The sequence below is a fragment of the Alkalispirochaeta americana genome, from assembly GCF_900156105.1.
GTDB lineage: Bacteria > Spirochaetota > Spirochaetia > DSM-27196 > Alkalispirochaetaceae > Alkalispirochaeta > Alkalispirochaeta americana.
This window is the reverse complement of the sequence record NZ_FTMS01000027.1, coordinates 1-14,097: the sequence shown is the minus strand read 5'-3', so window position 1 is coordinate 14,097 and position 14,097 is coordinate 1. Positions and strand designations below refer to the sequence as shown.

The 14,097-nt window shown below is 46.2% G+C and carries 14 protein-coding genes; 2 read left to right on the top strand and 12 right to left on the bottom strand.

Annotated features, from left to right (window positions below):
- Positions 1-195: 195 nt before the first annotated feature.
- From BW950_RS13915 to BW950_RS13865, 12 genes are all read right to left on the bottom strand, one after another.
- Positions 196-1,131, bottom strand: coding sequence for a PHP domain-containing protein (locus BW950_RS13915; RefSeq protein WP_076489907.1), 936 nt, complete (start codon positions 1,129-1,131; stop codon positions 196-198).
- Between the two features lie 453 nt (positions 1,132-1,584).
- Entirely contained in the window at positions 1,585-2,355 is a 771-nt protein-coding gene (kduD, locus tag BW950_RS13910; protein ID WP_076489906.1) for a 2-dehydro-3-deoxy-D-gluconate 5-dehydrogenase KduD, read from the bottom strand.
- 89 nt (positions 2,356-2,444) lie between these two features.
- Positions 2,445-3,284, bottom strand: a complete 840-nt coding sequence (gene kduI, locus BW950_RS13905; RefSeq protein ID WP_438938430.1) for a 5-dehydro-4-deoxy-D-glucuronate isomerase — start codon at positions 3,282-3,284, stop codon at positions 2,445-2,447.
- An 8-nt stretch (positions 3,285-3,292) separates the two neighbouring features.
- Complete coding sequence (locus BW950_RS14815) at positions 3,293-3,781, bottom strand: carbohydrate kinase family protein (RefSeq protein ID WP_083944046.1); 489 nt, start codon at positions 3,779-3,781, stop codon at positions 3,293-3,295.
- Positions 3,750-4,163: a carbohydrate kinase family protein gene (locus BW950_RS14995; protein ID WP_143559266.1), complete on the bottom strand. Its 414-nt coding sequence runs from the start codon at positions 4,161-4,163 to the stop codon at positions 3,750-3,752. Before BW950_RS14995 ends, BW950_RS14815 begins: the two co-directional genes overlap by 32 nt.
- A gap of 123 nt (positions 4,164-4,286) precedes the next feature.
- On the bottom strand, positions 4,287-6,230 hold the full coding sequence (locus BW950_RS13895; protein WP_076489904.1) for a DUF2264 domain-containing protein: 1,944 nt from the start codon (positions 6,228-6,230) through the stop codon (positions 4,287-4,289).
- 2 nt (positions 6,231-6,232) lie between these two features.
- Positions 6,233-7,369: a glycoside hydrolase family 88 protein gene (locus BW950_RS13890; RefSeq protein ID WP_076489903.1), complete on the bottom strand. Its 1,137-nt coding sequence runs from the start codon at positions 7,367-7,369 to the stop codon at positions 6,233-6,235.
- A 17-nt stretch (positions 7,370-7,386) separates the two neighbouring features.
- Complete coding sequence (locus BW950_RS13885) at positions 7,387-8,160, bottom strand: 1,3-beta-galactosyl-N-acetylhexosamine phosphorylase N-terminal domain-containing protein (protein WP_076489902.1); 774 nt, start codon at positions 8,158-8,160, stop codon at positions 7,387-7,389.
- A 17-nt stretch (positions 8,161-8,177) separates the two neighbouring features.
- Positions 8,178-9,035 (bottom strand): carbohydrate ABC transporter permease, encoded by an 858-nt coding sequence (locus tag BW950_RS13880; RefSeq protein WP_083944042.1) that lies wholly within the window; start codon positions 9,033-9,035, stop codon positions 8,178-8,180.
- Positions 9,022-9,939 carry a carbohydrate ABC transporter permease gene (locus BW950_RS13875; RefSeq protein ID WP_159438813.1) on the bottom strand — a complete coding sequence of 306 codons (918 nt, stop codon included), beginning with the start codon at positions 9,937-9,939 and terminating at the stop codon, positions 9,022-9,024. The genes BW950_RS13880 and BW950_RS13875 overlap by 14 nt, the downstream gene beginning before the upstream one ends.
- A gap of 43 nt (positions 9,940-9,982) precedes the next feature.
- Positions 9,983-11,272 carry an ABC transporter substrate-binding protein gene (locus BW950_RS13870; protein ID WP_076489901.1) on the bottom strand — a complete coding sequence of 430 codons (1,290 nt, stop codon included), beginning with the start codon at positions 11,270-11,272 and terminating at the stop codon, positions 9,983-9,985.
- A gap of 117 nt (positions 11,273-11,389) precedes the next feature.
- Positions 11,390-13,315, bottom strand: coding sequence for an AraC family transcriptional regulator (locus BW950_RS13865; RefSeq protein WP_159438812.1), 1,926 nt, complete (start codon positions 13,313-13,315; stop codon positions 11,390-11,392).
- 25 nt (positions 13,316-13,340) lie between these two features.
- Between BW950_RS13865 and BW950_RS15185 the strand changes: the two genes are divergently transcribed.
- Together BW950_RS15185 and tnpA are read left to right on the top strand one after the other, a co-directional pair.
- On the top strand, positions 13,341-13,523 hold the full coding sequence (locus tag BW950_RS15185; RefSeq protein ID WP_159438811.1) for a hypothetical protein: 183 nt from the start codon (positions 13,341-13,343) through the stop codon (positions 13,521-13,523).
- 173 nt (positions 13,524-13,696) lie between these two features.
- Positions 13,697-14,062: an IS66 family insertion sequence element accessory protein TnpA gene (gene tnpA / locus BW950_RS13860; protein WP_076489899.1), complete on the top strand. Its 366-nt coding sequence runs from the start codon at positions 13,697-13,699 to the stop codon at positions 14,060-14,062.
- The last annotated feature ends 35 nt before the right edge of the window (positions 14,063-14,097 follow it).

Below are 14,097 nucleotides of genomic sequence, written 5' to 3'. Positions count from 1 at the left end.
GTTGTTGTTGAGCCATTGTGAGCATCCTTGATGGTGCCTCCCTTGCTGGTTGGTGGTTCTTCCACCAAGGGTAGGCGACCCATCCGAGGTCTTACAATGGCTCTTGCAATCCCGGGGAAATCCGCGATGCAAGAGCGGGGAATTCCTCGTTGCATTTCTGAGGATTCAATTGTTGCACGGAACATGCCGCTTCCACTAATCTAGGATTAGCGCTGGGGTCCAAGCTTTGTTACCATTTAAATCAGTAATAATTGCGCGTATATAACGCTCGCCTCCAGAAAGTTTATATTGATGCTGCGTTACGCCATCAGATTCCTTCAAGTCTTTCCAGTCTCCATCATTCGCGCTTACAGCATCTCCAGGCATCCCATTTGCCTGAAAGCATATTGTCCTGACCGGCGAACATTCTATGCAGGCAATATCATCAGAAACATAAAACTCATGTATTGAAGGCCCTTGACTGGCATAAAAGCTCCCGCGCTGCATGGCAGAAATAATTGATGCCCGTGAAAGTTCAACTGATTTCACCATGATCCATCCACCACCAAAATCCATTTGTTTCTGATGACTGTCATCAGTTCCTATCGGATATACCATTCTATTACTCTCAAGCAGCTGGTCATAATGCCACTCACCATACCCAGTACCTGCTTCAACTTCACAGTTATGATTATATACTTCAATGGCATGGATGCCCTTTACCTTTTTTATAGACTCACAGGTTGCCCGTGACCATGCTGGATGAGCGTATATAATAAAAGCATTCTTCTGAATCAGAAGATCAACAATATCCTGTACGCGCGTATGCTCGGGGTAATCAATTCGCTCTCTATGCTTGAAAGAAACATCCTCTGATGTCCCGATCCCTACAATATGATGGCAGACTATGTCCTCTTCATCAGCCAATACATCAAGCTCAATTCCCGGCAGAGAAACAAAATCACCGGAACAGTACTCATTGTACTGCCCGAATACCCGATGATCAGTTATTGACAGGAAATCATACCCCAGTTCCTTGTATAGACCAAAAAGTTTTTGAGGATTAAGGGTTCCATCTGAGACACTGGTATGCGAATGAGTATTCCCTTTATACCATTGACCTTCATCCACAAATGCGTTTGTTCTTTTCATTAAATTACTCCTCCTATAAAATGCACACCGTGAACCAACTGGACACGGCCCCCCTTTTGCCCCCTATATCGGCAAATAACATTGACCACTCTGGGCACAACGCACCCGTTGTTGATACGGGGCTGTGGCATTAGCCAGGAACCACTTCCTCCTTTCCCTCTCTGGATTGAGAAACTCTGCAAGCGTCGCCTCGTCGTATCAGTCGGTCTTCTTCACCGACTCGTTCACCACTTTGAACTTCGCCGTGTTCACTACCGTGTGTTTTGTGCAACCTCGATTCCCCCAAACGGACTCCCACGCCATTATCGAAAACCGCAATGGATTGGGAAAATTGGGAAAAGCCCTCCCACTATCAAGCAAGACATCGGTCGGATAATGGGACAGGCAAAATAGAAGGAGGAACTTGCCACTCTGCGGGGTTGTCAGGGTCGCAGCATCACAGACTTCATCGGCTTAGCGCGCTAGCCAGCCACCATCAACTGCAATGGTGTAGCCGTTAATATAGTCGGCTGCTTTCGACGAAAGGAAAACGGCTGCCCCCCCAAGATCCTGCGGAGAGCCCCACCGGCCGGCGGGTATGCGGTCAAGTATCTCCTTGCTGCGCTGCTCATCAGCCCGGAGTGCGACGGTGTTGTCCGTTGCCATGTAGCCGGGAGCGATTGCATTTACATTGATATTAAACTTTGCCCACTCATTAGCCATGAGCATGGTAATTCCCTTAATCCCGCTTTTGCTGGCGGTATAAGAAGGGGCACGAATTCCACCTTGGAAAGAGAGCATCGAAGCAATGTTCACAATTTTACCGCCAGCGCCTTGGGCGATAAACTCTTTCGCCACTGCCTGACAGAGGAAGAAAACGGTCTTGATGTTAATGTTCATGACATCATCCCATTCCTGCTCGGTGAAATCGACACTGTCATTCCGCTTGATAATTCCGGCATTGTTCACCAGAATATCCATGGTACCGAAGGCTTTCTTTGAAGTCTCGATGATTGCAGGGATTCCCTCGATAGAGCGTAGGTCTGCTTGGATGTGTTCATAACCGCGCCCGAGTTTCTTCACCGTTGCAGCTGTTTCATCTGATTCACCGCTACAATCAATACAAACAATATCAGCTCCAGCTTCTGCCAGTGCAAGGGCCATACCCTGGCCAAGTCCGCGGCCTGCTCCGGTTACGATTGCTACCTTTCCGTCAAGACGGAATGTGTCTATTATATTACGCATTAAATTACTCCTGTGGATCCTGCTCACCGCCAGTCACTCACCATTCCTGAGGTGTGTATTAGGCGACATCTGGCCCGCGACCCAAAATATCAACGCAGGTCACTCGGTTTTATGAAATCCATATCATCAAAGTTCTGATTCTCTCCAGCCATAGCCCAGATAAAAGTATAGCGTCCTGTTCCTACTCCTGAATGAATAGACCACGAAGGAGAAATGACCGCTTCCTCATTAGCCACTACTAGGTGCCGTGTTTCAGTCGTTTCACCGTGAAAATGAAAGACCCGCGTGTCGGCGCCCATATCGAAATACAGGTAGGTCTCCATTCGACGCTCATGGGTGTGGCATGGCATGGTATTCCATACACTGCCATTGTCGAGCATGGTCATGCCCATGAGGAGCTGACAGCTTTCACACACAGCGGGGTGTACATACTGGTATATTGTCCGGACGTTCACCTGCTCGGGATCCCCAAGTTTTCGTGGGTTCGCATTTGCCTGTGGAATATGTACGGTCGGATAGCTGTGATGTGCCGGAGTGCTTACTACGTAGAACTTTGCCGGCTTTTTTGCATCGGTTGATACAAACCCGACATTCTTTGCCCCCATGCCAATATAGATTCCGTCACCTTTCTGCATGACATAACTACTGCCGTCTACGCTGATGCTACCCTTGCCATCAGTACAGATTACTCCAAGTTCACGCCGTTCGAGGAAATCGCTGGTACCGAAATCCTTGCCACCCTGTAGCTCAAGTTGTTTTGTGGCAGGCATTACTCCGCCAAACACCATACGATCCGCGTGGGTATAGGTCAGAGAAATCTTATCTTCTTCAAAAAGATCTTGAACGAGAAAATGCTCACGCAACTCTGTTGTATTATACCGCTTCACATCTTTCGGGTGGTTTGCTTGTCGAATATCAAGTTTCATCATAACTCCTTCTATTGTTTGATCTGTTTATCGCTGGTCACGATTGAAATCGCCTCCGCCCATAAGTTTTTTACTTCAGTAAGGCCGGTAAGATTAAAAACAACGGGCAATGAGTTCTTCAAGGCTGAAGCTGCAACGGCAACTCCGAGCGCTTCCTTACTATCCATATTATTCAGAACACCATGGATTAAACCTACGTTGAAACCGCCTCCATCACCGACACGGTCAATAATGCCATCAATATGATATTTCCGGGACGCATGGAATCCATTCAGGGCATCCAGATCAACTGACCATCCATTTCTGTCAGCAGAAATGCCCTCCCGCATGGTCATTACAAGTCCACTGATATCTGCATATCTCTCATTGACCTGTTCGGCCAGGCGCTCATAACTATCTATACTCAAATGATCTGCACTAAAACCCACTCCTTCAGCCTCAATACCAAGACATTTCTGCACATCTTCCTCATTTGCGATTACACAATCTACACGAAACATGTTTACTCATTACTTCCGGTGCGCTCGCGCCGTATTTACAGAAATTTTCCCGGTAATTCAGGTCGATAGTGATGCTCAAACTGCACCCCTGGCTGTTTTTATGAAACCCTTGGACATCTTCAAATATGGCGACCCAGTTAAGATCCTCTTTTTCTGCTGCAGAGATACTACTGATTTCACGATCATTTACCACATTACTGGCCCGCTGATTAGCACCCGCTTCCAAGTTGTACGCGCCAAGTCTGGCGCCACCGCGCTGAATTCTGCCCACGTCTACACCATATCTCTGAACCTCACAAACTGCTACTTCACCAATTAGGTGTAGCCGGCCCCATGGTACAAAACGACTCTGCATGCCGAGTAAGCTCAGTGAAACTGCCAAGTTTGATCCACCACCTTCCAAAAGCAACCTCAAGACTCGAAATCTGAAAAACAACTCGTTTCTAGGAGATTTCAGCCATAACACATTTCACCAAATGAAACTATTTCTTCACGTATCACCTCGCTAAGTTGGCAGTATATCAGCTCCAGCAAGAAAGTCAAGTTTTTTAGAATGCTGTTTCATTTTTGCGCTTTCGTTGAGTTTTTTCATTGCGCAAAGCGCCTGCTTCAGGTTCAATCTCCATCCATCCCTTGATTGCAGCACTGCCGATACAGAAATAAAATCGCTCTCTTTCCCAGCTTTTAGTTCTCCCCTCAACACAGGAATCCCGACTCTCGGCCACACAATATTCATTGCTGGCAAAGGCCCTGTCAAACAGAAATCTGACCATCCATGAAAACTGTACAAAGCACTTTCTATATCTATTTTTTCAGTGCCTTCTCTACTCTGCAATCGTCTGGATGATGATCTTATTACTGCGCCCTGGAGATATCTGCTTTTCATTGTCTCCTGAATATCGTTTTTGTCTCCGGAATGCGGGTAAGAGAATCCACCTTCAGCGACATACAGTCTGCGTTTGGTATGTATCGTATGAATTCGTACATGCCAGTCACCCAGTGGGATAACTTCTGTTCTAATTTCAACATCTTCCCAGGGCCTCCACATCGATACAAGAGACTTCCCATCAAACCATGAATCTTCAACATGACGGCGCACGCGCCAATTACTGCCATCTTCAGATAAGACCAACGAACAGTCACACCCTGTTAATTCAAGATCAAATGAATCACTTGAAATACAAAACCCGGATAGACTGCTATAGGAAAATTTCCCGTATTTTGCTGCCTGCTGGCGAAGCTCATATTCACCATACTGTCCTGGGTTATATAGAATTCTGCCGCCATCAGAAACCGGTGAGATAACCATTTGTGATTTCTTCAGATATCCTGGTTTGTCTATCTGTGCCAATGAAGATTCCTTCACCTGCCAGAAATTATGGGATTCAGGAACAGCACAAAGCAGATATGTCTTTAGCGCCCAATACGGAGAACCTGGAGCATTATATTGCTCCGTCATTGCCGTATTAGGATATGTATAGCCTAATGAAAGCAAACCAGCTGTATCCAACATGCGGCCATCAAACCACCAGCGCAGGTTCCTAAAAATTATCCCCTTCATTTGGCCCCAGGGAATACACTCAAGATTGGCATATACACATGCAGAAAAAAAAGAAACACTAGCGAAGCGGTACACCAGACTTCGGCCATACGGTATACTAGATCCATCATCTGCAAAAAAAAGGATAAAATCGGTAGCGAAACGTCGGGCGCGCGCTCTGTATCTGGCTGATCGCTCTGGCATTACATCTGCCGCATGAACGGCAAAAAGCAACCCATAATAATGAAATGCGAATGCGTTATAATAGTCATATGTCTGCCCATCTTTATACCAACCATCACCAACATAGAGACTGTCAATAAAGTCCAGAGACCTGTTCAAGTGCTCCATCAGAATAGATGTATCAATTGGCGCTCCAATGCAGAGCAGCGCCAGGTTAATCAAAACCCGAAAAAACTCCCAGTTATTCGCGGAAATTGTCACTGAATTTATGCGATACATCCATGCAGTCAGTCGTTTTTTCTCAACACCAGACAGAGGTTTCCAGAAGGTCTGTGGGGCAAGCAGCAAACTGTACGCCACCGCTGCTGTCTCAACCCATCGCTGGTCAAAATCTCCCGGGCACCCCCAAAATTCCGGGGCATCCGGGTCTGTACCATTTATGATTCCAGAAAGCATACGAGGCAGCCAGACATCCACCAACTGATTCCGATCACCATCATGCTCACAGGAATCGTGTGCAACCAAGGGAGCAATACCCCAGAGTAATCGACTCCATGTCTCAAAAGCCGCAATACGATCACTATAATGAGCGGCTCCATTACCCGGAAGAAAACCTGGAAGTTCGTTTTTTTGATACCTCGATATCGGTTCAAGCAACACCCCCAGGGAGTGCACGAAATCTTCTTTGTTATGTAACTGAATTTCTTTTGCATGTATTCCAGTCATAGTCATGAATACCAGTACGATGGACGTTTCCTGGCAGCATTCATCAATGCTTCCAGATAAAAATAATCACCCCAAAGCGTTGACTCATCTACACCGTTGTTGTGCGGCTTGCTGTACACACTATGTAGCAATAATCCCTGCCCGGGGCGGGCATCACAGTTCTGATATGCATCCAGAGCTCGCAGGCTATGGATCGCAATGTCATAATAACGTCGTTTTGTTGCCTTATCTTCCTCGGTCATCAAGTCTGATAACTCGAGCATTCCTGCAGCTGCGATTGCAGCTGCAGAGCTGTCACGTTCTTCACCCCCGGACTGGAACACCATATCCCAGTATGGAATCATGTCTTCCGGCAGGTGACTGATATAGTATTCACTAAGATCTACAGAGGCATCCAGAAATACCGTATCCTGCATCAATCTCATAGCCAATGCAAAACCATATATGCCCCAAACCTGTCCTCTGGTCCAACAGGAATCATCTGATGCACCTTGCGCGGTCACACCTTTTATAGGATCTCCGGATGCCGCATCAAACACATAACAGTGAAAGGTTGTAGAATCATCTCTTACAAGATATTTAACCGAGGCTTTCAAATGACGTTCTGCGGCCTCACGATAATGAGACTTCCCACTTTCACAGCTAGCCCAGAACAGCAACGGAACATTCAAGGTACAATCAATGATCATCTTACCACTCTGATCCGGATCACTTAGATCTCCCCAGGCCTGGAAAATCCCGGCTTTTTCATGAAACCGGTTCATTAGCTGATCAGCTGCCTGAAGCGCAGTATCCCGGGCATCCCGGTTGCCAGTCAGCTTCCAGGCAGCAACACACGAGGGAATATATAAAAATCCCATATCGTGATGATCTATAGCGATTCGTTCATCCAGTCTCCGCTGGTACCCTGGCAACTGTTTTTCAGCGGCCTTACGGAACCGATCATCCCCTGTCCATTCATAGGCTAGCCATAGCTGCCCAGACCAAAACCCACCAGTCCAGCAGTCATTTCCGACTACCGGATACACATTGTTGACACTAGCTGCTGCTGGATAGCAGTCTTCATAAAAGACAGCCATATTCTGCTCTATCTGTCTGATGCAGTGTCCTATGGACCTGTACACATCTATCTCATCCATGTTACTCTATCTCCCTGTCACCACTGCATCATTATGGATTCACCACGCTCAGCACCAGAAGGAAGAGGAACCGAAATTCTGCTTGTTTCCTGTCCCCATGCAATATCCAGTGTAACCACAGAGCGATTCTGTTCAGGATCACTTACGCTCAGCTGCCGTGTAGTACCACAAATCAACACCAACACAGGTGCATCTGACCTGACGGATATATCATTATAAACTAGCTGTTCACCTGCAGTGAAAAAACTGAGTGCGTCACTGCTTTCCAGAGGATCATATACACCATGAACATCATCAGTATCCCATATCTGCCGAACCAGAAAGCTGATGGTATACTCATGATATGCCTGTGTATTCCTGATGCGGACACTGCCGGATGTGAAATCAACATCCCAGTCTGACATGTCCACTATGGTATTAGTGGTTCTGTCACGGACTTCCCACCAGATTGATGCGGGACTGTCTTCGTCCAGCTGATACTTTTCACGGCTATATCCACTCAGCAGGACTATTTCCACCACAGAATCCAGTGCATTTACCGGAAAACTCATCAGGTATTTTCGATGCAGGTATTCAGGATGACTGTCAGCAAAATCCTGATCCGCCCGCACCAGACAGATTGTTGAGTAAATATCGCAGCCTGTTTCAACCAGGGACTCCGGCATTTCTGTTCCATCAGAATCCCACAATGCATCTGCCTGCCAGTACTCATGCAAGCTCTTGACAGTTGCTTCCTGACCAGCTTCAACCGGAAGGGGCACATGACCCTGTGTATGTTTTTTTTCTGACATTGTGTCTATCCTGCTCATCAACCTTTAATACCAGCTGACATTGTTCCTTTCACAAAATGTTTCTGACCAGCAAGAAACACCAACAGAACTGGAATAATCGAGATTATTGTTGCAGCCATCTGCGGACCAACATAGGTGTAATGCTCGTTTGCAAAGTCTGCCATACCTAGCGGTAGTGTTTTCAGATTTGGCGATGCCAGATAGATTAGCGGACCAAAAAAATCATTCCAGAAAAATCTGAACGAAAATATTACAAGGGTTGCGATTACTGTTTTTGATAATGGAATCATTACCTTTCTAAAAATAAAAATCTCGCTTGCTCCATCAATTCTAGCTGCTTCTATAAAACTCTCGGGAATAGTCATGAAAAACTGTTTTACCAAAAATGTTCCAAATGCCGTAAAAACAGAAACAAAGATCAGACCGGCATGCGTATTGTACAAACCAAGACGCTGAACAATGATAAATTGCGGAATAATAACAGCCTGACCGGGAATCATAATCGAGGCAATATAGAGAATAAATATGAAGTCGCGGCCCTTCCATTCCAGTTTAGAGAAGCAGTAGCCAGCCGTTGTCGCCGTGACGATCTGCAGCAGCACAATTATTCCCGTCACCTTGAAAGAGTTGTATATATATAGAGGAAACCGATCGAGCAACTGTCTGAAGTTATCCAGTGTCGGAACTTCAGGAATGAGCCGAAAAGGAACAGCGTAAATATCAGCCTCAAACTTGAACGCACTCGAAAACGCAATAATTATGGGCGATAGAATCACAGCAGTTATAAGGAATAAGCTGGCATAATACAGGGCCGCATGAAACCTGAGCACTCCCTTCCGGCTCCAGTTTTGATACTGCAATTTAGACAACATCATAGCTCACCCACTTTCTCTGCTGGCGATACTGCCAGAGTGTAATTGCCAGAATTATGAATAGCAGAACCACAGACTGTGCTGCAGCATAGCCAAAACGAAAACGCTGAAACGCGTTCTGATAAATATCCATCACCACAACCCTTGTAGACCCAACTGGTCCCCCTCCATTGGATCCACCAGTCATGACATAGACCAAATCAAAAACCTTAAAAGCGTTGATTATCGACATGGTAAAACAGAAGAACATAACAGGGCTCAAACCAGGGAGGGTTACTGCAAAAAATTTCCGGATTGCGTTTGCACCATCGATCTGGGCAGCCTCATATAATGAAGCATTAATGTGCTGCAGCCCACCAAGGATAATCACCATGAAATATCCAAAGTTCTGCCACACCGAAACCCCGATAATTGTTCCCAATGCGGTATCTTCAGATGCCAGCCAGCGAGCTGTCGGCAATCCGATCGCGCCAAGCAACTGATTTAACATACCAGTATTCGGCTCGAGAACGACCATAAAAGCTAACCCGATAGCTACAGAAGCTATAACATTCGGCAGGAAAATAACCCCGCGGAAAAAGTTGTTTCCTCTTAACTTACGGTTCAGTATCACGGCAAAAGCCAAGGCAAAGAAAAGCTGGAGACTAACAGCAAACACAACATATTTCAGGGTAACCCAGAGGCTCCCCAGAAAAACTGGACTGGTAAATGCCAGCACATAATTCCTTAACCCAACGAAAGAAAAATTCGGTCCACCGGTATAATTTGTCACTGAAAGGCCAAAGGCCATCAGCAGAGGTATAATGATTAACAGCACAAACCCCACAAAACTTGGCAACAGGAAAAACATAACCGTGGACCAGGGAGTTCTACTTATACTCTTCACAAAATACTCCTTGGTAATCATGTGCCCTGTATATCCAGGGCACATGCTGAAACAGAAATACTGATTAATTAGCTTCGCGGATTGCTCTCTCAAGCAGCTGTTGCAAACGGGATTCAAGATTATTGTCGTCAAGTCGACCAGTGAGATACTCTTCTACTACCGTAGTCAAGGGTCCATCAACATTCACTGTAGTAATCCAGCCAGGCATGGCAATGCGCTCTTCAAAGAAATACTTGAGTGAACTTGCATCCGGAATTATTCCAGCTAATTCTTCAATAATCGCAGGAGTGGTAATGGCAGGCATTGCACCCGCTGCGGCAACAACTTCCTGGCCCTCTCGACTTCCAAGCCAACTGACAAAATGGAATGCAGCTTCTTTATTCCTGCTTCGAGCAGACATATGTACCGTGGTGGGAAAGCCCCATGTGCGATAGTCATCATGGTCATTTGGTGAGCGTGTCAGGCCCCAGTCTTCCCAGTCAAAGCCAACGAAATTACCATCCTCATATCCATTGCGAAGCATACCAGGAAACCACTCGCCCATAACAACCATGCCAAGATTTCCTCGGTAAAATGCCTGACTGTAGTGCAGACGGCTCGATTTCATCTCGATGAGTGATTGCATTGCCCTGTCTTGTTCAAGGCCCTTTCGAAGCTTAAGGAATGTGAAAACTTCGGGTCCGATATCTACCTGTCCGTCGCGAGTAACCATTTGGTAGCCTGCCTGTACACCAGGATGGAACTGTTGAGGGTCCCAACTGTGTACCAATCCTCCATACACCGAACCGTCTCCACTGGCGACTGCCCGGGAAACCTCAGCAAATTTTTCCCATGTCCATTCACCACGCTCGACATAGTAATCTGGCGTAGGCACACCAGCGGTTTCGAATACCTTGCGATTATAATAGGTATAGTAGGCACCACCGCGCCATGGAACCCCTATAATTTCACCGTTCTGTATAACAGCTTCTGAGTACGCATCTACAGCTGAACGATCAGCGCCAGTTTTAACAAACCAGTCATTCAATGGCTCGATAAAACCATTTTCACTGTGGGTCAGCGTGTCATTGAGATTAATTCCGAACCAGACATCCATTTCGGCGTTCGCGGCCAACAGAATTGCCATCTTTGTCTGGTATTCTGAAGCTGGAATTAGCTGTTTATCGAGTACCACATCTGGGTGAGCGGCTTCATAGGCATCTACAATAGACACAAGAACCGGGTCATCCCAGTAATACACAACTAGCGGCCTGGCAGTGCCAGAGGAACTATCCTGCTGACCTGCAGCAAACAGGGAACCACTTAAAAGGATTGAAATCATTAGAACCGCAACTGCGACCTTGGAAATTCTCATAAATTCCTCCACGAATAATTTGATAATCAAAGTACAGCACGGTTTTTGCCTGTCGAAAACTTCGAAAAGCGCGGAAAAATTTGATACAAGCGAAATTAAGCTTGGAATTTTAAGAAATCATTCAAATATGCGGTAATCACCAGGTGTCTTCCCAGTTGTTTTTTTGAAATAGGTAAAAAAGTAGGAATAATTCCGGAATCCAGCCTCATCGGCAATCTCACGCACAGATAGTTCAGTTTTCCTCAACAGGGAGCAGGCATACTCTATACGTTTTTTTCCTATGACAGCTGAAAGCGAATCACCCTCAATTTCTTTGAAAATTTCCCGTATATACGCCACAGATCTTCCCAAATGATCAGCAAGAATATCCGGTCCCAGATTCTTGTTCTGAAAATTTGAATCAATATAATCCAGAATTTTCTGATGCATCTCCCGATGCTTTATCTCTGTTCGATCCAATTTATGATTCTGCACTGCTTCACAATAGCGGGCAAAATACTCGGATGCTTCAGGTACAGAATCAATATGCAGTATTGCATCCCGTATTTCCTCTATGCTACCTATCTCTCCCGTCAGCTCTTGAGTCACAGGACTTTGGAGTATCCGATACAAAAGAGCATTCATAACATAGCGAAAACTATCCTCATTCCCACTGGTATAGCAGTTATCAAGCATACCGGAAATACAATTGAATGCTTCTTCACCGTTATCGAAACGCAGTGCCTTATCCAGACGCTGAAGGTCAATCTCGGACAACTCAATGCCTTCGAATGCGTGCTGCAGGATTTCTGGCAACCAGGAACCTCCAGGAAATAAATATTTTGCACGGAAAACCGATCGCAAGGTGCGAACACTCTGGCCAAGCAGATCCACGATAGTTTCTTCGCCAGTAAGCTCAGCTCTACTAAAAAAATCTGTCACATTCCAGGAAAATGAATGCCGGAACCGACTTCGACATTCTTCAAGTAGTGAAAGACATATGTTTTCTATCTGCATCCTTTCCCCAGGATACACCATACAATACATGGAATTATCCAAACGCACCGAAATAGAATTTTGCACATTAACTCCTCCTTTCATGAGAAGCATATCATCAAGAAATCGACGACATTCAACCCAGGATGTCTGAGCGGAACTTGCAGATCCATCTAACCGTAGCACTGCAACATTCCATGTAGTAGCCCGTGCAAGGAGCATTTGCTCAACAACATATGCGTCCTCATCTGAATGATCAGGATACTGCTCGAGTAAGCGCCGCAGAGCGAGGCGCAAAATGGTAGCCCGGGCTGACCGGCGCACAGTTGCGAGTGCAATAAATACAAACAAAACCGAAACAGTCAGCCCCAGATACAGCAAAAACCATCTCAAGCGGATTATCTCTGCAAAGAGTTCTCTGCGTGGTGTATATAAAATAAATCGCCAGGGAAGTTGAGCATGATCCAGCCACCACACAACACTCGGCACCCCATCAATTTCCAGACTGAGGGAGCCCTCAGAATTATCTGCAATTATGACAGGCCAAACATCTTCTTCTGCATTGAAATAACCGGAAAATCTGCTAGAATCGGGATGATAGTACACCTGCTTGTTCGGTCCAACTATCATCATTTCTGAATCCCGAACACGCCTGCCTGGATGTAAAATCTCCAGAATTATATCTGCGGATACATTAATCACTATGGCGCGAATGACCTCTCCATTCCTTACCCGTCTACCAATAACCATGGAAAAAAGGTTCTCTGCTTCTGAAGATTCACCGAAGTACACTCGGCGAGAATGATATACATGAGGGGGACTGTTCAGTGTATCGACAAGCATAGTTCCCAGCCTGAGATCCAACATACGATTTCGTTCCCAGCCAGCCATAGTTGAAATCACCCCATGCTGCCGTGAGTACACCTGAATCGAATGTAGATACGGATGCTGTAATGCAATCAGGTCAATTACTTCCAGAACACGCAGAGCAGAAAGCTCATCTGGCTCAGTTGCATCAAAAAAATCCAGAATACGCTCATCCGTCTCCAGCCGAATGAAGCTGGGCATACTCCAGAAATGAACATGAGAAAACATGCGTGAAGAAGCTTGCAACGCATCCAGAGTTCTCCCCTTCACAATATTGCCTGTAATTGAAGATAGAGGAAACGAGATGCTTACTATTACTCCGAGTATAGCTGATAGACCAATAAACAAAAAAACACCATATAATCGTAGAAATATGAACTGTTTTACTGTCAGCCAAGCAGGAAAATGAAATCTCATGTTTCAATCATATACCAGAAAGCAAAGTAGGCCGACCGCGAAAAAAGATTTCACTATCGGCCCTGTGGAAACGCCAAACTAAACTGATCAGCGTAACCGACAAAAGCACCCCACCTACCGCGGTGGAGCGACATAACCAATAATCGGGCTCTCAAGGAGGCCCGAATGACCAGAAAAGAACGAGACGCATACCGACGCAGCGTCGTCCATCAGTACCGGGAAAGCGGGATGACCCGCAAAGCTTTTTGTGCGGAAAACGGAGTGGCTCTGAGCTCACTGGATCTCTGGAAGCGCCGGTATTCGAACAAAACAGACGATCTCGAGAATAAAGCGCCATCCGTCATATCGCTGGGAACCGTCACCCCAGCACGGACAGGACGCACCCTGCGCGTTTCATCGACGAGTGGCGTCAATGCAGAACTCGACCTGCCGGCAACCGATAGTGAAATCGCCGCCGTGGTGCGAGCGATCGGGGGTGCGGACAAAAACTTGGACTACATTCTGAAGGAGGTAGTCCGTGTATTCGTATGAAGAGAGAATGAGAGCGGTGAAGCTCTACATCCAGT